The 18,716-nt window shown below is 59.6% G+C and carries 17 protein-coding genes; 7 read left to right on the top strand and 10 right to left on the bottom strand.

What is annotated here, in order from left to right:
* Nucleotides 1-647: 647 nt before the first annotated feature.
* From ccoS to ACVMDN_RS05705, 10 genes are all read right to left on the bottom strand, one after another.
* Entirely contained in the window at nucleotides 648-875 is a 228-nt protein-coding gene (ccoS, locus tag ACVMDN_RS05750; RefSeq protein WP_069276025.1) for a cbb3-type cytochrome oxidase assembly protein CcoS, read from the bottom strand.
* Nucleotides 875-3,061 carry a heavy metal translocating P-type ATPase gene (locus ACVMDN_RS05745; protein WP_069276026.1) on the bottom strand — a complete coding sequence of 729 codons (2,187 nt, stop codon included), beginning with the start codon at nucleotides 3,059-3,061 and terminating at the stop codon, nucleotides 875-877. Before ACVMDN_RS05745 ends, ccoS begins: the two co-directional genes overlap by 1 nt.
* A 13-nt stretch (nucleotides 3,062-3,074) precedes the next feature.
* Nucleotides 3,075-3,575 carry a FixH family protein gene (locus ACVMDN_RS05740; RefSeq protein ID WP_069276027.1) on the bottom strand — a complete coding sequence of 167 codons (501 nt, stop codon included), beginning with the start codon at nucleotides 3,573-3,575 and terminating at the stop codon, nucleotides 3,075-3,077.
* Nucleotides 3,576-3,597: 22 nt separating this feature from the next.
* Nucleotides 3,598-5,067 (bottom strand): cytochrome c oxidase accessory protein CcoG, encoded by a 1,470-nt coding sequence (gene ccoG / locus ACVMDN_RS05735; RefSeq protein ID WP_256558515.1) that lies wholly within the window; start codon nucleotides 5,065-5,067, stop codon nucleotides 3,598-3,600.
* Between the two features lie 76 nt (nucleotides 5,068-5,143).
* Nucleotides 5,144-6,022, bottom strand: a complete 879-nt coding sequence (ccoP, locus tag ACVMDN_RS05730) for a cytochrome-c oxidase, cbb3-type subunit III (RefSeq protein ID WP_069276028.1) — start codon at nucleotides 6,020-6,022, stop codon at nucleotides 5,144-5,146.
* Between the two features lie 6 nt (nucleotides 6,023-6,028).
* Nucleotides 6,029-6,193 carry a cbb3-type cytochrome c oxidase subunit 3 gene (locus tag ACVMDN_RS05725; RefSeq protein WP_057018760.1) on the bottom strand — a complete coding sequence of 55 codons (165 nt, stop codon included), beginning with the start codon at nucleotides 6,191-6,193 and terminating at the stop codon, nucleotides 6,029-6,031.
* An 11-nt stretch (nucleotides 6,194-6,204) separates the two neighbouring features.
* Nucleotides 6,205-6,939, bottom strand: a complete 735-nt coding sequence (gene ccoO, locus ACVMDN_RS05720) for a cytochrome-c oxidase, cbb3-type subunit II (RefSeq protein WP_069276029.1) — start codon at nucleotides 6,937-6,939, stop codon at nucleotides 6,205-6,207.
* Nucleotides 6,940-6,947: 8 nt separating this feature from the next.
* Complete coding sequence (gene ccoN / locus ACVMDN_RS05715; RefSeq protein WP_375166983.1) at nucleotides 6,948-8,564, bottom strand: cytochrome-c oxidase, cbb3-type subunit I; 1,617 nt, start codon at nucleotides 8,562-8,564, stop codon at nucleotides 6,948-6,950.
* Between the two features lie 104 nt (nucleotides 8,565-8,668).
* Nucleotides 8,669-9,001: a hypothetical protein gene (locus tag ACVMDN_RS05710; protein WP_069276031.1), complete on the bottom strand. Its 333-nt coding sequence runs from the start codon at nucleotides 8,999-9,001 to the stop codon at nucleotides 8,669-8,671.
* A 416-nt stretch (nucleotides 9,002-9,417) separates the two neighbouring features.
* Nucleotides 9,418-9,645, bottom strand: a complete 228-nt coding sequence (locus ACVMDN_RS05705) for a hypothetical protein (RefSeq protein WP_069280672.1) — start codon at nucleotides 9,643-9,645, stop codon at nucleotides 9,418-9,420.
* A gap of 1,115 nt (nucleotides 9,646-10,760) precedes the next feature.
* Between ACVMDN_RS05705 and ACVMDN_RS05700 the strand changes: the two genes are divergently transcribed.
* The 7 genes from ACVMDN_RS05700 (at nucleotide 10,761) to hemN (ending at nucleotide 18,406) form a co-directional block, all read left to right on the top strand.
* A complete protein-coding gene (locus ACVMDN_RS05700) occupies nucleotides 10,761-10,994 on the top strand; it encodes a hypothetical protein (protein WP_256559072.1) in 234 nt (77 codons plus the stop codon).
* Nucleotides 10,995-11,109: 115 nt separating this feature from the next.
* Entirely contained in the window at nucleotides 11,110-12,540 is a 1,431-nt protein-coding gene (locus ACVMDN_RS05695; RefSeq protein ID WP_069276033.1) for a PAS domain S-box protein, read from the top strand.
* The gene (gene fixJ / locus ACVMDN_RS05690) at nucleotides 12,537-13,142 is read left to right on the top strand and encodes a response regulator FixJ (RefSeq protein ID WP_069276034.1); all 606 of its coding nucleotides are present in this window, start codon (nucleotides 12,537-12,539) and stop codon (nucleotides 13,140-13,142) included. The genes ACVMDN_RS05695 and fixJ overlap by 4 nt, the downstream gene beginning before the upstream one ends.
* 1,153 nt (nucleotides 13,143-14,295) lie before the next feature.
* Nucleotides 14,296-14,604: a universal stress protein gene (locus ACVMDN_RS05685; protein ID WP_456843615.1), complete on the top strand. Its 309-nt coding sequence runs from the start codon at nucleotides 14,296-14,298 to the stop codon at nucleotides 14,602-14,604.
* A 465-nt stretch (nucleotides 14,605-15,069) separates the two neighbouring features.
* The gene (locus ACVMDN_RS05680; protein WP_245313758.1) at nucleotides 15,070-15,753 is read left to right on the top strand and encodes a helix-turn-helix domain-containing protein; all 684 of its coding nucleotides are present in this window, start codon (nucleotides 15,070-15,072) and stop codon (nucleotides 15,751-15,753) included.
* A 145-nt stretch (nucleotides 15,754-15,898) separates the two neighbouring features.
* Nucleotides 15,899-16,525 carry a hemerythrin domain-containing protein gene (locus ACVMDN_RS05675; RefSeq protein WP_069276036.1) on the top strand — a complete coding sequence of 209 codons (627 nt, stop codon included), beginning with the start codon at nucleotides 15,899-15,901 and terminating at the stop codon, nucleotides 16,523-16,525.
* Nucleotides 16,526-17,053: 528 nt separating this feature from the next.
* On the top strand, nucleotides 17,054-18,406 hold the full coding sequence (gene hemN, locus ACVMDN_RS05670) for an oxygen-independent coproporphyrinogen III oxidase (RefSeq protein ID WP_069276037.1): 1,353 nt from the start codon (nucleotides 17,054-17,056) through the stop codon (nucleotides 18,404-18,406).
* Nucleotides 18,407-18,716 lie beyond the last annotated feature (310 nt).

The raw sequence follows: 18,716 nt of genomic DNA, 5'->3' as shown, positions 1-18,716 counted from the left end.
GGGATCAACCATGCAAGTCCCTGTGAGACACCGTCGCGATCTCTTATAATGGTCGCTCCCGCCACAGTCGGAAAGCTGATCGTCTAGCTGCAGAGTTTCGTTTGCGCTGATCGAGGCAACCGGATCGGATCTCGTCTTCCATTGCGGATCTCGACAACCTATCGAAGTGGTACAATCCTGTCGCATGAACAGCTTTCATTTTTCTTGACGTAGCGCGAGAGCGGCAAAACCATCATTTGCACTCGCAATGATCTCTTAGAAAGAGAGATTTCGGACGACGTCGATATCGACGGCCAGCGCTTTTGGCTCCAGTCGCCACACTCGTCCAAATTCGAGCGTTCCTCGTTGTCCGACGGTCGACCTTGCTGGAGAATGCGACATCGCCGGCCCGATTGATTACGCGATCGAGATAGCGGTGATCGATGAGACTGCAGCTAATGGGACGTCGTGGGCGAGGCAGCGGCTGAAGCCGCGACTGCAGCTATCGTGGTCTCGGACACACAGCTCGCCATCGATAGCCGGACAGACCATCGAGCAGCCTTTGTTGATCATTGAGCGCATTGCTTTTCTCAACAAGCTGCTTGCTGTCCGACTTCGCGACTCGCATGTTCTCGCCAGTTGCGGCAGTGGCCGACTGGATGCGCGAGCTAGCACTCGCGCGGACAGCGCTGACGACCGCTACAACGAATGCCCTGGTCCATTTTCACTATCTGGATCGGCACAGACGGTTCGTTGGGCTCTTCATCGGTGATTGCGCGCCAAGCCGCCCCGTCGAGATCGTCATACTGACCACTCTTCAGCGACCACAGAAAGCCCAACAGGCCGAAGAAGCCGAGCGAAAGAGCTAGCGGAACCAGATAGACCAGGACTTCCATCAGGCCGCCTCGCTTCTTCGTGCCCGTAGCGCATTCAGCATGACCAGTACCGACGAACCTGACATAGCCGCAGCGGCAATCAGCGGCGTCACCAAGCCGGCGATCGCAATGGGCACAGCCAGGAGGTTATAGACGACCGCAAGCCAAAGATTCTGCCGCATCAGTCGCAGCGCCCTGCGCGAGCCTCTGACCGCCGTCATCACGGGCTCGAGACGCTCACCGAGGAAGACGACATCAGCGACTGCCTGGCTCATATGGGTGGCAGTGACAGGCGACATCGATGCATGCGCTGCAGCGAGCGCGGGCGCATCGTTCAAGCCGTCGCCGACCATCAACACCTTGTGCCCCTGGCTGGTCAGGTCTTCGATCCGAGCGACCTTGTCCGGCGGCGAGACGTTGGCGCGCCACCTTTGAATGCCGAGCGTCTCGGCGGCCCGCCGGACAGCTGGCTCACGATCCCCCGAAACGATCTCGACCATGATACCAAGGCACGCGAGGCTCGCGACGACCTCGGCTGCGTCTGGCCGTATCCGTTGCCGGACGGCAAAGACGTGCCTGACGTCGCCATGGCTGAACGCGACGACGGAGGCCTCAGGATCACGGCACAGGATCTCGTTCGCGAGGCTGTCGACACCGCAGAAGGCGGGGTGGCCAAGTCGGATTGGCGCTCCCTCATAGTAACCGTGGACCCCTCGTCCCGGCTCCTCTTCGATATCGGCGAGCGGCTCGCTTGCACCGGCAGTTCGTGCGACGGCGGCGGCGATCGGATGGCGGCTCGCCAGCGCGAGCCGGCCTGCCAATTCGATGACATGGTGGGGAATAGTAGCGAGGTTGGCGACATCGAGCTCAGGCAGCGTCAGCGTACCGGTTTTATCGAAGATCACTCGGTCCACCTGCGCAATACGCTCGATCGCATCCCCCGCATTGAGCAGCACGCCGGAACGGAATAGTGCGCCGGAGGCCACGGTCTGCACCGCGGGGATAGCCAGGCCCAGCGCGCAGGGGCAGGTGATGATCAAGACTGCGATCGCGGTGACGACCGAGTCATGGAAGGCGACGCCGGAGGCCAGCCAACCAAGCATCGTCAGCAAGGCCGTAGTGTGAACGATGGGCGCATAGAGCCGCGACGCGCGCTCGGCGAGGCGCAGATAGCGCGAGCGCGCTTGGAGGGCATGATCAAGTAGCCTGGAGATCTCGGCAAGCAGTGTGCCGTCCGAGGCCGTCGCCGCGCGGACGCGCAGGGTGCCGGATCGGACCAATGTGCCGGCGAACACCGCGCTGCCTGGAGCCGCAATCGCCGGCAAGGTCTCGCCGGTAACGAGGCTTTGATCGACCTCGGAGTGTCCCCCGATCACGCTGCCGTCGACGGTACAGCACTCGCCGGGTCGGACCAGCACGATATCTCCCGGTTTGATCGCCGCCACAGGAACGGTTCTGATTTCGGTAGGACTTATGAACTTCGCTGCAGTTTCCGCCTTTAGTGCAGCAAGGTTGCTGGCGAAGGCGCGGGTGCGCCGCCTCATGTTCTGGTCGAGATAGCGGCCTGCGAGCAGGAAGGCGATCAACATGATTGCCGCATCGAAATAGGCGTGCTCGGCATGAGCGATGGTCTCGATCACCGAAGTTGCCAAGGCGAGCAGGATCCCGATGCTGATCGGCACGTCCATATTGGCTCCGCGTGCCCGAAGCGCCGCAAAAGCGGAAGAGAAGAACGGTTGTGCACAATAGGCCGCCGCGGGCAGGACGATCAGCGCGGAGAGCCAATGAAAGAAGTCGCGCTGCTCCGGCAGCATGTCCGAGACATTTCCGGACCACACCGGGATCGACAGCATCATCACGTTCATTGCGGCAAAGGCGGCGACGCCGAGCCGTCGCAACAAGCTCTGCGCCCTTTCCGCCTCCAACGTCTCCGCACTGTCCCGCTGGAAGGGATACGCCCTATAGCCTAGTTCGGCGAGCCGCTTGACAAATAGCGCTGGATCGAGCGCTCCAGCCTTCCATTCGATCACCAGCCGGTTTTCGGTAAGGTTCACGCGTGCCGAGGTCACATCCGGAATGCTCGACAAATTGCGCTCGATCTTGCCCATGCAGCCCGCGCAACTGATGCCCTCTACCGCGAGGTCGAGTTGGACGAGGTCCGCGCCCGCCCTTTTCAGAAAGTGAGAAAAATCGATGTCTTTCTGCATGGGGCATGTACTCTCAGTTCAAGACGACGCGGTTTTTCGATACAAACATGCGGCGGCCACCGGCGTCGCCTTCGATCACGAGATCCCACTGCCCGACGGCGACGCCCGAGGCGCTGCCCCGGAAAGTTCCAACATCGGCCTGCGAGACATCAATCGCCCGATCGGCCCGGCGGTCGACCGGGCGCTCGAGCCGGGCCATGAAATTCACTCCAGCGACAGGCGCGCCTGCGCGGTCGCGCGCTTCAATCGCAAGCACAGCTTCACCGTCTGGCCGCCGGTGGATATGTACCTGAACCTGCCAACGTCGCTCGTTCTGCTGTCGTGCCGCGATGATCTCACGCTCATAGGTGAGGCTAGCGCTATAGGCGCTGTCGACCTCTGTCCCCGGCAAGGTCGTGATGGCAAAGCGCATCATTAGCATATTGGCGCCAATCACGGCCGAAAAGAAGGTGAGAAGGGCAATCAGGACGAAGCGTCCGGTGATGGGCCGCGCGACGCGAATTGATGCGGTCATGGTCAGATCCGGTCAGTGCTGGCTAGGGGAGAACGAAATGATCCATTGCGGAAGCGACCTCGCCAAGGCCAATATCGGTGACCCGAAACCTCACCGGCATCGAGTGTCCTGACTTGTCGTCAACCGGCGCTGTCAACAGTACACGCAGTTCTGTCGTAGTATCGCGAGCCAAGACGATCATCGGTCGATCCACGGTCACGGAATCGGCGCCGACGACGTGGACGGACGTTTCGGTTGGGCCATCGACGTCGATCGCGATCACGCGATCGACGCCGCGCTTGTTGAGCAAGCGCACCGTATAGCCGTTGCGAACCGAACCGTCGCTGAGCTTGACCGCCACGGGATTACGGTCGTGTAGGATGCTGAGATCGAGCAGAGTTCTCGACGATAGCCCATAAAGCATCACGGCGCAGACGACCACGATCAAGGAAGCATAGACGAGCGTGCGCGGGCGTACCGGCTTGAATAGCTCCGGCTTGCCGTCCATCCGACGCTGAATATTGATGTCGTTGTCATAACCGATCAAGCCCGTGCTGCGCCCGATCTTCCTCATGACGGCATCGCAGGCGTCGACGCACAGCCCGCACTGGATGCAGCCCAGCTGGGCGCCATTGCGGATGTCGATTCCGGTCGGGCAGACCGCCGCGCATTGATTGCAATCGATGCAGTCGCCGGCCCTTTCGCCGCGCGCGCGCAGATCGAATGATTTCTTCAATGAGCAGCGCTGCTCGCCGCGATCGTATTTGTAGGTGACATTGAGCGCCCATTCATCGGTGAGCGCGGCCTGGATGCGCGGCCAAGGACACATATAAACGCAAACCTGCTCGCGCATGTAGCCAGCCAGCAGATAGGTCGAAGCGGTCAGGATCCCGATCCAGATATAGGCAATTGCTGGCGCTTGGAACGTTGCCAGATCGCGCACCAAGGTCGGCGCGTCGGCGAAGTAGAGCACCCAGGCGCCGCCGGTCCACCAAGCGATCATCAACCAGATCGCGTGCTTCAGCACGCGCTTCGCCGCGCGCCCCATCGTCATAGGGCGTGCGGCGGCCTTCAGCCGCTCGCGACGGTCGCCCTCGAGCCAGCGCTCGACCGCATGGAACAGGTCGGTCCAGACCGTTTGCGGACAGAGATAACCACACCAAATCCGACCGCCCAGCGCGTTCATCAGGAACAGTGCAATGGCGGCAAGCACGAGCAAGCCGGTGAAGTAGTAAAGCTCCTGCGGCCAGAGCTCGATGAAGAAGAAGTAGAACCGCCGGTTCGAGAAATCGAGCAACACCGCCTGGTCGGGAGCGCCAAGGCCACGATGCCAACGCACGAATGGCAGCAGATAGTAGATGCCCAGACACACCACCATCAGCCGCCATTTGATGGTGCGGAAAGTACCGCGGACGCTCTGCGGATAGACCCTCCTACGGGCTACATAGAGTGGCCCATCCTCGTCGATCACCGGGTCATCGCGCGAAACGGTCTTGTTCACGGCAGGTTTCATGACGACCTTACATCGGACGCGGGTGACTCACGTTGATCCGGGCCAACGGCGCCGCAGGTATTGCGGCGCACCTCGCCTATTGTCCGCCGCCGAGTGAATGCACATAGACGGCAAGTGCCTTGACGGTGACGGGATCGAGCCGCCGGCTCCAAGCCGGCATGATGCCGGCGCGGCCATAGCTGATGGTCTCGACCAGCGTCTCCTCATCCGAGCCGTACAGCCAAATCCGGTCAGTCAGATTCGGCGCGCCGAGTGCCTGATTGCCCTTGGCGTTCTCGCCATGACAGACCGCGCAATTCTCGGCAAAGATCCTTGTGCCGGCCGCAGCATCGAAATCGGCTGCCGTGGTCAGGCCTGACAGCGATCGCACGTAATTCGCTACGGTGACAATCTCGGTTTTCGTGAGGATGCCGTCGCGGCCGAAGGCTAGCATTTGTCCCTCATGCGCCTTCGCATGTCCGGAACGTGCGCCGAACTGGATGGTCTGCAGGATCTGGTCGAGCGATCCGCCCCACAACCAGTCATCGTCATTGAGGTTCGGATACCCCTTGGCACCCGCGCCGCCGCTGCCATGGCAGGGCGCGCAATTGTCCGCGAACACCGTCTTGCCGCGCCCCCGGGCCAATCCCAGCAGGACCGGATCCTTCTCGATCTCGGTCAGAGACGCCTTGCCGAGCATGGCCATCTTCTCGCCGCGCAGCTTCTCAAGACTGGCAAGGTCATTGATGACGCTGGCGCGGGTCGAATAGTCAAACACGCCGGTCGTGTAGCTTGAGAGGAGTGGCCAGGCCGGATAAACGACCCAGTAGCCCATGGCCCAAAGGATCGTGGCGTAGAAGCTCAAAATCCACCAGCGCGGCAGCGGTGTGTTGAGTTCCCTTATACCATCCCATTCGTGCCCCGTCGTGGAGCGGCCAGAGATGTGATCGATATCGATGTCGTTATGCTCGGTCATGATCTGTCAGTCCCGGCGCAGCGGCATGCGCGCTGCAGAATCAAAACGCCTCTTGTTGCGGGGCCACAGCGCGTAAACGACGATGGCTACGAAGATGCCGACGAACAACGGCGTCCAGAGCGTCACGACGAAGCTTGAAGCCAGGCTCTCGATGGAAATAATGGCTTTCATCCAAGGATCCTTCAGCGCAGATTGGCTTTTTCGTCGTAGAGCTTGAAATCGATCAATGTGCCGAGCATTTGCAGGTAGGCGACAAGCGCATCGAGTTCGCTCGGATTGCCGGTCCCGCCGTCGAAATTGCGCACAGCCGCCCTCGGATAGCGCTTTTGGAACGATGCGACGTTCGGGCTGTCAGGATCGAGCTGCGTCTTCAGGTCAGCGACAGCGTTCTTGATCTGGTCCTCGGTATAGGGGACACCGACCGCCCGATTGGTGCGCAGATGTGCGACGATGTCGGCCAGGTCGATCTCCGTGTTCGCCAGCGACGGATAGCCTGGCATCACCGATTGCGGCACGATGGCGCGCGGATTGTTCAAATGCGTGACGTGCCATTCATCGGAATATTTCCCGCCAACACGCGCGAGGTCCGGGCCGGTCCGCTTCGAGCCCCATTGAAACGGGTGGTCATACATGCTCTCAGCGGCCAGCGAGTAATGTCCGTAGCGCTCGACCTCATCGCGTAGCGGCCGGATCATCTGCGAGTGACAGAGATAGCACCCCTCACGTACGTAGATGTTGCGGCCGGCAAGTTCGAGCGGCGTATAAGGCCGCACACCGTCCACCGCCTCGATCGTGCTCTTGAGGTAGAACAACGGCGTGATCTCGACCAGGCCACCGACCGCTATCACGGCAAGGATACCTGCGATCAGGATGATCGAGTTCTTCTCAAAGATCTTGTGTCGGTTCCAGAGCGACATGCGATGACCTATTCTGCGGCCTGGAGCGCTTGAGCGTCCTGGATTTGACCGGCTTCCTGTGCATTCACCGTCATCCAGAGATTGGCGGCCATGATCAGCGCGCCGATCAGGAACAGTGCGCCCCCCGCGGCACGGATGATGTAAAAAGGATGCATGGCCTCGACCGACTCGATGAACGAGTACTCGAGGAAACCAAGCGAGGTGTAAGCGCGCCACATCAGCCCCTGCAGGATTCCGGACACCCACATCGCGGAGATGTAGAGCACGATCCCGATCGAGGCGATCCAGAAGTGCCAGTTGACGAGCTTGAGGCTATATAGCTCGCGATTCCAAAGCCAGGGAATCAGACAATACAGCGCGCCGAATGATACGAAGCCGACCCAGCCCAGCGCGCCTGAATGCACGTGGCCGACCGTCCAATCCGTGTAATGACTGAGCGAATTGACGACCTTGATCGCCATGGTGGGACCTTCAAACGTCGCCATGCCGTAAAAGGCAACGGAGACCACGAGCATACGCAGCACCGGGTCGGTGCGCAGCTTGTCCCAGGCGCCCGAAAGCGTCATCAGGCCGTTGATCATGCCGCCCCAGGAGGGCATCCACAGCATGATCGAGAACGTCATGCCAAGGGTCTGCGTCCAGTCCGGCAGCGCCGTGTAGTGTAGATGGTGCGGACCAGCCCAGATGTAGAGGAAGATCAGCGCCCAGAAGTGGATGATCGACAGACGATAAGAATAGACCGGGCGCTCGGCTCTTTTTGGAATGAAGTAGTACATGATCGCGAGGAAGCCGGCGGTCAGGAAGAAGCCAACCGCGTTATGGCCGTACCACCACTGAAACATGGCATCCTGCACGCCGCCCCAGGCGATGTAGGATTTCGAACCGAACACCGACACCGGCAATGCGGGATTGTTGCCGAGGTGGAGCACTGCAATGGTGACAATAAAGGCGAGATAGAACCAGTTGGCGACGAAGATATGCGGCTCTTTCCGTTTCAACAGTGTCGCCAGGAACACAATGAGATAGGTTATCCAGACGATGGTGAGCCAGAGATCGGCGTACCACTCCGGCTCGGCATATTCCTTCGATTGGGTGATACCGAACAGATAGCCAGTGCCCGCGATCAGAATGAAGAAATTATAGCCAACGACCACAACCCATGGCGCAAGATCGCCAGCCAGGCGGGTACGGCAGGTCTTCTGCACGACGTAGAACGATGTCGCGATGAGCACGTTTCCGCCGAACGCAAATATCACAGCCGATGTGTGCAGCGGGCGCAGCCGGCCGAAGCTCGTCCAGGGCAGATCAAAATTCAGTGCAGGCCAGGCAAGCTGCGAGGCGATCAGCAAACCAATGGAAAAGCCTGCAATGCCCCAGAACATCGCAAGTACCGAGGCGAATTTGATCGGACCAAGATTGTAGTTCGGTCGGCCATTGATCTGGGCCGGCGGGAGTTGCGCCGGCCGTTCATAGTATCGGTTGAGGATGATGGCTGCAGCGATCAGACTGGCGGCAGAAGCCAGCAATGCGTGGAACGTAAAGGCAGAATCGTGCCCCATCGCCCCGGCGATATAGAAAACGAATGCAGAAACTGCGAATGCCGACATCAGGCCTGCTTCACCCATCGTGGTGGATTTCGAGGCGGAGGATGGGCTTGTCATGGCTAGGCCTTCCTTGAACGCGGGATGCTTGGGGAGATCATTTCCGGCGAGCTAAGCGATCGGGCTCATCAATCGCGAAAGCGCTGCGGGCGGCCGTCATCGACCTCACGACCGAGCGCGCGCAGGGTGTGTTCGTTGGGGCAGTCTTTCAGCGGATTTCGATGCATACCAGCTTGGAGGTCGGCGGCGCAACGTCCTTTGGCCGGACATAGGCCGCACACCCGCTGCAGATCGCGCAACACGTCACCATGGCAGGCGGCAAGCGCATGTTCGGAAAAACCAGCAAGCGCGAGGCGCTTGCGCAAGAGTTCGGAAGCGCTCGGACTCTGCGCCAGGGTTCGAAACGCGGACGTTGACAGATTAAGCTCGCGCGCGATCGCATCGATGTCCTGCGGGCTCAAGTAAGCAAGCTCGGACTTTCGAGACAGACTCGCTCGTAACCGGCCAAGCAAGCTCCTAAACCGCCAAGGACCACCGATATGTGCAGGTTGGCTGACCATGTGTCATATCCCTCGAAGCAGCCATAGCTGCAGGAGGCAGATTTGTTTTTGACCTGCATCAAATTTGACCAACGTCGGAGCAAATCATTCGATCCGGATCGCCCTGCCCGGGACGATGCTCTGCGGAGCAGCGCACCCAGCTGGCTGAGCGACGGGCCGGCAAGAGTTGCGGCAAGGTCATTTCGTATTCCTGCCCCGGGCAACAGGACGCCTGCTACATTGGCAACAACATCGCGAGCTTGTCGACGCTCGGAGCGACGTTTTACAAGATCGCGCTTGAACTCGGGGATGGAACATCGGCGCTAGCCGAGTTCAGGCTAGCCGGCCCATGAAGGAGGCAATGCAGACGGGGCTCGAAGCTCCATCGCATCGGCGAAAATGGTCCAATCGCGGACCCCCTTTTGCTTGCAGAAGTCGGTCTCCGCCTGGAGCGCAGCAGCACTCAGCGATGCAGCATCGACCTTGAACGCCGCCTGACACGCACGATGCTCGTAGCCCGTATCGTCGCAAACGGTCTTAATGAAGCGAACGTTAAATGAAGGCATGACTACCCTCTTTTTAGGTGGGTTTACTCATCCTTGCCTATTCTGCCATTCGTGCCAGGAGAGCATTTGATTTGCCTCAAGCAGCATCCCAAATTATTGGCCACAGCCAGACCTGCGCCCCCGTGATCGCAAGCAAGAAAGCGAAACGGCCCCTGTCTCGCTCCTGACGGCCCACCCTGCCGCCGCAACGGCAAAGCCAATGATCAGACTCACCGCAGCCAAGGTTTCGAAAAGGCTAAGGTTCAGGGCTTCCGCACCAAAGCCGACGGCTGCGATCAGCGCCGGCAAGGCCACCGACAATGCGAGGCGAGCAATCAATTTAACATCTCCTTCCCGCCTCTCACATCTCTACTGACAAACGTTGTCACGGTGCGGTGAGCGTGGGGTGTACTTCAACATTCGCATGATTGCGCGTCCTGCATTTTGATTTCCATCAACTCGGCTGGCGGCCTAGCGAGCCACCCGCGATGGAACATGCTTGCCCATCCTGACCACTCGCGGCGGCCGCGCCGCCGTCCGTCGTTCCAGACGCGCATCGCGCTTTTTTTGACTTGGATCAATACTTCCACGGCTAGCTGCCGATAAAAACATTATCCCAGTCATAGGTCAGACACATGGCTCACAGAACGACTTGGCGCCCCATGATCGTTTCGTGCCCAAATAGAGGCGACCGGGTTCAAGGACTGCTGCCGGACGACGCAGCCGAGCCCGCCAACGACCTGCACCAGATCACCTGCATCGCTTGCGATGGTGTCCACTTTATCGACCCGCGGACCCTCGGAGCCGAGCGCAGCTAGCCATCCGCGCGCCCCTCCAATTAATGCCATGGCCAGGAGACGACTCGCCAACAATGGATGTTCGACATGACAGGCCTCGGCAAACTTTCTCCTGCGGCGGGCACAATTGCAGGATGGTCCGGATCAGTTTGATCAAAAGCGGAAAACCGCCTCGCAGCCGCCAATCCCGATATTTGCGAGAACGTCAAGCAATGCCTTTGCCAAGAGCACCGAGGCGACGATCTCCGCAATCGAGACCGCACGCGGCGTGTGCGATATTGGGCTGCAGCTGTTCCCGCGGCTGGACAAGCGATGGCGCCCGGACTGTCTGGAAGGTGATTGAATTTGTCAGTCGGCAGCGATGAACACCGTCCAGGGCGTAATAGCAACGTGACCTGGGAGCGGATCGAGACGGCGCCCTTTGATCGGGACCTGGAGATTGGCGTGATCGAGGGTAATACCATTCATCGGCTGGTCTTCCCCTGCCGCCGGATCTTCGGCGGCTGGATCAGAGCGACGAGCGGGGAGCACGTCGCTGTGCAGCCCACGCATTGGCGCATTTGGCTCAAATAACGATCGCGCCTTCCTGCACAATATATCGACCGTAAATCGGCACGCGTCTGCCTTCGGTGGTCTCCTGCGACCAAACGATGTAAGTTCGATTGAATGAGAGGGTCTACCGGCAGATATGTCCGACCACATCTGGTATCGTTATGGCACTGCGGCGGCAGCCGCCGCGCTCGCCCTCGTGCTCCGCGCAGCGTTAAATCCGTATCTCGAGGATCGCTCATTTACGATCATCTACCTTCCGGCGATCGTTTTTGCCGCTTTCGCCGGCGGGCGCGGACCGGCGAGCTTCGCTACCCTGCTCTGCCTTGTCGTCAGCGTCGCAGTACTTGGGAAAGGCCTCATCACCGTTTCCGCGAACACGATCGATATTGCAGCCTTCGCGGTACTTGGTCCCATGCTCGGCTTCATGGGCGACCGGCTGCGGCAGGAATCGGAGCAGGCGCGGTATCGGCAGGCCCATCTGCAATCGATCCTGGACACCGTACCGGAAGCCATGATCGTGATTGACGAGAAGGGCATCATTCGCTCGTTCAGCGCCGCGGCTGTGCGTTTATTCGGCTGGATGCCGGATGACGTGGTTGGAACGAATGTATCCAAGTTGATGCCGCAGCCCTACCGATCCGAGCACGACCGCTACATTGAACGTTATCTGACCACCGGCGAGCAGCGCATCATTGGCGTCGGGCGCATTGTGGTCGGCGAGCGGAGCGACGGCTCGACCTTTCCGATGGAGCTTGCCGTCGGCGAGGCCAAAGTGCGCGGCGAACGCTTCTTCACCGGCTTCATCCGAGACCTGACCGAACGGCGGGCGCAGGAACGCAGGCTCCAGGAGTTGCAGTCTGAACTCGTCCACGTGTCTCGGTTGACCGCCATGGGTGAGATGGCATCGTCCATCGCCCATGAAATCAACCAGCCGCTCTCCGCCATCACGAATTACATGCGCGGCGCAAAAGTTCTGCTGGCGGCAGACAAGCCAAACGCCAGTCGCATCGGTGATGCACTCGAAAACGCTGTCCAACAGGCTCTGCGCGCCGGCGATATCATCAAGCGCCTGCGGGAATTTGTTGCCAAAGGCGAGACGCAGCATTCTGTGGAAAATCCGCTCACGCTTCTTGAAGAGGCTGTGGCGCTGGCCCTGCTCGGCGCCAAGGAGCAAGGCGTGCGGGTAACGATGCGCAGCGATCGCGAACTGCCGTCAATGATCGTAGACAAGATCCAGATCCAGCAAGTCGCGCTGAACCTGATACGCAATGCAATCGAGGCGATGGCTTCCTGTCCGCGCCGCGAATTGACCGTCGGAGTTAGCAAGGTCGACGGTCTCGCCAGGTTCACCGTCGCCGATACGGGTTCCGGCATCAGCCCTGATGTTGCCGACCGCATGTTCCAGCCCTTTGTCACAACAAAGGAGCACGGCATGGGTGTTGGACTATCAATCTGCCGGACAATCGTCGAATCCCATGGCGGTCACATCGTCGCGGAAGCCAATCCGGGCGGAGGCACGATCTTTCAGTTCACGCTGCCATTTGCGGAGGTCGGTGAAGAAGCATGACTGCGCGGCGCATTCTTGTGATCGACGACGACGACGCGATGCGGGATTCTTTGGCCTTTCTGCTTGATATTAGTGGTTTCTGGGTAGCAACCCACGAGACGGCGACCGAGTTTCTCAATGACATCGCGAGCGGTCCAGTCGACTGCGTCGTATCGGATATCCGCATGCCAGGCATGAGCGGCCTTGAACTGGTGCGCAAGCTGAAGGCCGATCGCATCGACTGTCCGGTCGTCCTGATAACCGGTCATGGTGACGTATCGCTGGCGGTTGAAGCGATGAAGGCGGGTGCGGTCGATTTCATCGAGAAGCCGTTCGAGGACGAGGTACTGTTGCGCGCCATCAACGCCGCTTTGGAAGCGCGGCCTATGAAGCCAGCCGATGACGCAGCGAAACTGCAGGCGGAAGCCCGCCTTGCGGACCTCTCTTTGCGCGAGCGTGACGTCCTGCGGGGACTATTGGCCGGCAAGATCAACAAGGTAATCGCGCACGATCTTGGCATCAGCCCGCGAACGGTCGAGGTTTACCGTGCCAACCTCATGGCCAAGACCAGTGTACGCAGCATGTCCGAGTTGATGCGGATCGCCATTGCCGCCGGACTCTAGCAGGGTCGCGAGCACGCGCTATAAGCGACGAGCGTTGGTGCGGCAGATCTTAGACGAATTTGTCGATAAATGATCCTCAATCGCGTGGGCGCGGAGCGCATTGCCCGGCAAAGACTTGCGCACAGGCCAGGACCACAGACCGGCAATGACGAAAATCAAGGCGGGCCCGGCGAAAGGTGCACGCGCACGTCGCGCTGGCGTCCGCCCACCCCTGTCCTCGCATGTCGCTGATTGACTTTCAGCAGCAGTTGGAGCATTGGCGCAACCGGCTCGACCGCAGCCAACCAGCGGCGCATCAGATTCCGTTGCAAGCTGGGCGCTCCTCTCGCTGCATCTGTTTTCGAACATGAATTTCGAGCAATGGACGCATCCACGATCTCCGGCCACCTCAATCCCCCTCATCTGTGCAGCAAAACTCGCTCTGCACGAATCGTGCAGGATTCATGGTTGACATGACCGATGCAACACATGCCATGCTGGCTCTACTTGGCATCGGACCTGCACGAACTGTCCGTCGCCGATTTGATCTTGCCTCGACAAATCAACGACCGTGCATGAAGCAGATCAAATGCGCGGTCAGATTTATGCTCCGATGGGCAGCAATCCTTTCACGTCCGGAGAACCGCAATGTTCGGGAATATATTGGTCCATCTTCCCACGGAGCTCCCGGTACGGGCTACGGTGAACGGTTCGATTTCCTTCGCACAGATCACGGGCGCGCACCTTGACGCTATGGCAATCGGTTACGAGAGGACCATTATTCCGCTCGCTGCACTCGGCGGGGCGGCCGTTACTTCGGTCTTTGAAATCGAGCAGGCGCATGCGCTGGAGCGAGCCGAAGCGGCGCTTCGTATCTTTGATCTGCGGGCGAGGAGCGCCGGCATTTCCTATGCAAGCCGCGCCCTCAGTGCACTTCCAGCGGAGGCACGTCGAAGCATCTGCGCCAGCGCGCGCGTGCACGACATGACGATCGTCACACAGCCCCAGAGCGGCTACGACAGCTATGACAACGTTATTCCCAAGGAGATCCTGTCCCAGGCCGGCAAGCCAGTTCTGTATCTGCCAAGCGTCTTCCACGGCGCTCTTTCGGCCAGAAGGGTCGGGATATGCTGGGACGGCAGCCGCCCCTGCGGCCCGCGCGTTGCACGACGCGATGCCGCTGCTGCGCGAAGCCGGCGCGCTGACCATCATCGCGATCACTTCTGCCCACAAGATCCCGGCAGAAAGTTCCACCGAGCACTTGGAACAGTATCTTGCACGGTCAGGGCTTCCTGCAAAGGTCGTGTCGCTTCCAGCATCCAAGTCGGTGCACCGCGCACTCTTGTCGCTTGTCGCGGACGAAAGCCTCGACCTGCTGGTGATGGGCGGATACGGCCGCTGTCGGCTGCGCGAAAGGCTGCGCGGGGACCTCTCAGCAGACCTGCTTCGTGCAAACTCCGTCCCGGTCTTGATGTCACACTGAAGGCAAGAATTTTCGACGCGACATGCCGCTGGTTGCGGTCTGAACGCGGCCAGTCACCGGCGGAGGGAGGCACCGGCCGACCGCCGATCTGAAGAACAGGAGCGCCGGCTGTTTGGCTTTCGTGCACCCGCCCTCGCTCGCGAGGCGTAACCGCTGAGCATGCGCCGCCGTTTTCGAATATTGCACCTACGCTACCGATCTCGATGAGCGTGGACAATCTTGTCACCGCTCTACCCGACGATGTCCGAGCTCAAGCTGAACGACCGGTAACCCGGCATGCAGCTTTCCAATCCAGACGCAGCCCGGTCGACTTTGAGCCGTGTTCGATCAACCAAAGGGCTGCGCCGCACGTATTCTTACGTATAAATACTTAGTGGGTTCTACTTAGGGGAAACATCCAAATTTTCCACTTCGTTGGAAACGGCCAATCTGCGTCCTATCGACGTTTCGAAGATCGAGTCCGCCATGTACGTACAGGCCGCGAGTATTCACGAGATCAGCCATCATCCGAGCAGCGTCTTGCGTGGCCAGCCTCGTACCTATGGACCGTTTGGTATGGTTGCGACCCCGATGCGGTTCGCCCGCAACAGCGAGATCTATGGCGAGGACGAAGCAGCGGAATACCTATATCAGGTGGTATCGGGTGCTGTGAGAAGCTACAGGATTATGGTGGATGGACGTCGTCAGATTGGCGCGTTTTATTTGCCCGGTGACATCTTCGGCTTTGAGGCAGGAGACAGCCATATCTCTTCGGCGGAGGCGGTCTGTGAAACGCACCTTTTGACGGTGAAGCGCAGTGCCCTCATCGATCGCGCCAGCCACGAGAGCGAGCTCACACGGCAGCTCTGGGATGCGATGGCGCTTGAACTCCGCCGCTTTCAGGAACATCTGATGCTCCTGATCAGCAGCGCTGAAGAGCGCGTCGTGACATTCCTGCTCGATATGTCACGCCGCGCGACGAAGAACGCTGCGATCGAACTGCCCATGTCGCGGCAGGATGTTGCCGATTACCTTGGTTTGACCATCGAAACAGTTTCACGCACGCTCACTCAACTTGAGCAGAATGGCGTGATCGCGCTGCCGACTTTGCGCCGAATCGAGCTACGGAGCGACAAACTGTCCAGCCGCTTTGCGCAGGATCTGGGGTAAGCTCGAGAGGCGCTGGGAAATACGCAAACCCTAAGCATCGAACGTCCGACAAATCGCACTGCACGACGGACGCCCGAACCTCTGCTTGGGCGATCTAGATGGATGCAGGATCGGCATTTACATTGTTCCTCCGTGGAGCACCGCAATGATCATCGATCTTTTGCTTCGAGAGCATCGCAACATTGACCTCCTTCTGGTCGCCCTCCAACGCGAATTGGAGATTTTTGAGCATGGGATCCGTCCAGACTATGAGGTAATTCGCGCGATTATCAGCTACTTCGAGGTTTACCCGGAGGTGTACCATCATCCTCAGGAAGACCTGATTTTCTCCAAGCTTAGAACTCGCGACCCGGACGCGGCTGCAATCGTCGGCGATCTCGCGCACGAACACCGGGAAGTCATCGACCGTCTGCATCAATTCGCTCAAGCTATCGATGGTATCCTCGCGGATCGTGAACTCGTTCGGCAAGACGTCAGCAACATCGTACGCGACTTTATAATGCGGGAGCGGCACCACATGATGTGGGAAGAACGAGACTTCTTCCCCGCCGCCGTTAAGGCTCTATCGGCTGAGGATTGGACCGAAATCGCATCCGCCCGCACCAATGACGGGGATCCGTTATTCAGCAAGACAGCGGAAGCGACATCCGATGCGCTAAGAGCGCATATTCTAGAATTGGAGCAAGAAGCTGAAGCCGAACGGAGCTCGGTCGCGTTTTCGTCCGCAATGGCCGGCAAGCCGCCAGATGGCGCCAAAGCCGATGGACCGTAGTTGATCGCCGACGTGTCACGATGGGAAGTGGACGTCATGATCGTCCTGTTGAAATGAAGATGATAATCTTCCCGGCGCGCATACGCTGCGCACGGCCGCCGAAATCCATACACTCCGGGTCCGGCAGGTTCCATGACCTGTGCGTCGCTAGGGTAATGGCAATATGGCTTGGCCTACGCCACGCTGATCACGCGCCAAACGAACCCCACGCCGACCGATCGGAATGGATGGTTGCGGCCGCTCGTCGAGCGCTCCGGCCAGCACAGGGAATGACCTTAACCGATTGCGGCTCGGTTCGCTGACCGGATTTGATCACCAACGAACTACAGAGGCCCGCGCGGATAGATGCTGCTCATTGCGGCCGGGCGAGCGCCTCATTGCGTCCCAAAGTGCGATGCATACGCCACGGGCATGCCCTACCAATTTCGGCATGATGGCCACGATCGTCCGACGCGATATTTGAGCCAGCGCAAAGCTTATCTGCTGCGTGTCCGGTAATCTGGCCCAAGGAGGAAGAAAGGCATCCGAATGCGACCGGACTTGGCAGACTCCTACGGGCAGCACCGGCTGCCACGCTACACCAGCTATCCGACGGCCCCCCATTTCTCAGCATCGGTTTGCGAATCCGACTACCAAACGTGGCTCAAGTCGTTGGACGCCCAGCAATCCGCATCGATCTACGTTCACGTGCCGTTTTGTCGAAAGATGTGCTGGTATTGTGGCTGCCACACGTCTGTCACGAAACGCCAGGAGCCGATCGCGATCTATGCAGCGGGACTGCGGACTGAAGCTTACCTCGTTGCAGAAACGCTTGGTCGACGGCAACCGATCTCTCATATCCACTTCGGGGGCGGTACCCCGACGATCATGACACCTGAAGCATTTGCTGATCTCGTCGGTTCGTTGCGCCATTCCTTCGCTGTCCTGCCCGATGCGGAGATCGCCGTAGAGATCGATCCACGCACGTTTAGCGAGCCGATGGCCGAGGCGCTGGGCTTTTGCGGGGTCACCCGGGCGAGCCTTGGTATCCAGAGCTTCGATCCAGTTGTTCAGCACGGCATCAATCGTCTGCAGAGCTTCGGACAGACCGCGACCTCGGTCGATCGGTTACGCCGCGCCGGCGTCGGCCGGATCAATTTCGACTTGCTCTATGGCCTGCCCCGGCAGACGGTCGCTTCGTGCCTCGACACCGTCGCCAAGTGCCTCGAGCTTCATCCGGACCGGTTTTCGGCCTTTGGCTACGCGCACATTCCTTCGTTCAAGAAACATCAACGCAGGATCGATGCGTCCAGCCTACCCGACAGCGTCACGCGCCACCTCCAGGCCGAAACCATCGCGGGAGCTTTGGTGGATGCTGGATACGTTCGCGTAGGCGTCGATCACTTCGCCTTGCCGAACGACAATCTCGCCTTAGCGAGGCAGGAAGGCGGGCTGAGGCGCAACTTCCAGGGCTATACTGACGATTGCGCTGACGTCCTCATTGGTCTGGGCGCCAGCGCCATCGGCCGTATGCAACAGGGGTTTGCCGCAAACGCGGTCTCGACCAAGGACTACCTTGCTCGCATCTCCCAGGATCGGCTCGCCATCGCAAGGGGCTATCTACTGACCGATGACGATCGCTTCCACGCCGAAATCATCGAGCGAATCATGTGCGACTTTGCGGTTGATCTTTCCGAGACATCCCGTCGTTACGGCCGAGATCCGAGATTAGCCGTTGTCGATCATTCTCGTCTCGGCAGCCTTATCGCCGATGGCGTCGTGGCGATTGATGATGGCCGGCTCACTGTAGCCCAGGGCGCAGAGTTCCTGGCCCGGTGCGTCGCATCAGTCTTCGACGCTCACCTCCTTAGGTCCGGCGCTACACATAGTCATGCGGTCTAGCGACTAAGCGAAACCCAGCGTTTCAGAATCCGAGCTCAGTATCCCCGCAACTGGGTTATGCTTTAGGATGACGACCAATCACACCGCTGAAGAGCACGCCGATCGGCATCCCGTTCGCCGCTCGTCTGCCAAGCTGTACAAGATCTCAACCAAAGCTTGGAACCCGCGGACCCAAGACTGGCGTAAGCAGGGCCTGCATCAATAGCAAGCCCGCTCATTCTTTTTCCGTCGGCAGTCTCGTATAGTCGCGTTGATCTAGCCCACCGTTTCCGGCAGGAACGCCTACCAAGGTGCGCTTTGGTGCCGGCCC

This window comes from Bradyrhizobium sp. USDA 4510 (assembly GCF_054059095.1).
This window is presented reverse-complemented; position numbering and strand designations above follow the sequence as displayed.

Coding starts and splice junctions, on each gene's coding strand:
- ccoS (WP_069276025.1), bottom strand. CDS start 875: ATGGAAGTCCTGGTCTATCTGGTTCCGCTAGCTCTTTCGCTCGGCTTC.
- ACVMDN_RS05745 (WP_069276026.1), bottom strand. CDS start 3,061: ATGCAGAAAGACATCGATTTTTCTCACTTTCTGAAAAGGGCGGGCGCG.
- ACVMDN_RS05740 (WP_069276027.1), bottom strand. CDS start 3,575: ATGACCGCATCAATTCGCGTCGCGCGGCCCATCACCGGACGCTTCGTC.
- ccoG (WP_256558515.1), bottom strand. CDS start 5,067: ATGAAACCTGCCGTGAACAAGACCGTTTCGCGCGATGACCCGGTGATC.
- ccoP (WP_069276028.1), bottom strand. CDS start 6,022: ATGACCGAGCATAACGACATCGATATCGATCACATCTCTGGCCGCTCC.
- ACVMDN_RS05725 (WP_057018760.1), bottom strand. CDS start 6,193: ATGAAAGCCATTATTTCCATCGAGAGCCTGGCTTCAAGCTTCGTCGTG.
- ccoO (WP_069276029.1), bottom strand. CDS start 6,939: ATGTCGCTCTGGAACCGACACAAGATCTTTGAGAAGAACTCGATCATC.
- ccoN (WP_375166983.1), bottom strand. CDS start 8,564: ATGGGTGAAGCAGGCCTGATGTCGGCATTCGCAGTTTCTGCATTCGTT.
- ACVMDN_RS05705 (WP_069280672.1), bottom strand. CDS start 9,645: ATGCCTTCATTTAACGTTCGCTTCATTAAGACCGTTTGCGACGATACG.
- ACVMDN_RS05695 (WP_069276033.1), top strand. CDS start 11,110: ATGTCCGACCACATCTGGTATCGTTATGGCACTGCGGCGGCAGCCGCC.
- fixJ (WP_069276034.1), top strand. CDS start 12,537: ATGACTGCGCGGCGCATTCTTGTGATCGACGACGACGACGCGATGCGG.
- ACVMDN_RS05685 (WP_456843615.1), top strand. CDS start 14,296: ATGCCGCTGCTGCGCGAAGCCGGCGCGCTGACCATCATCGCGATCACT.
- ACVMDN_RS05680 (WP_245313758.1), top strand. CDS start 15,070: ATGTACGTACAGGCCGCGAGTATTCACGAGATCAGCCATCATCCGAGC.
- ACVMDN_RS05675 (WP_069276036.1), top strand. CDS start 15,899: ATGATCATCGATCTTTTGCTTCGAGAGCATCGCAACATTGACCTCCTT.
- hemN (WP_069276037.1), top strand. CDS start 17,054: ATGCGACCGGACTTGGCAGACTCCTACGGGCAGCACCGGCTGCCACGC.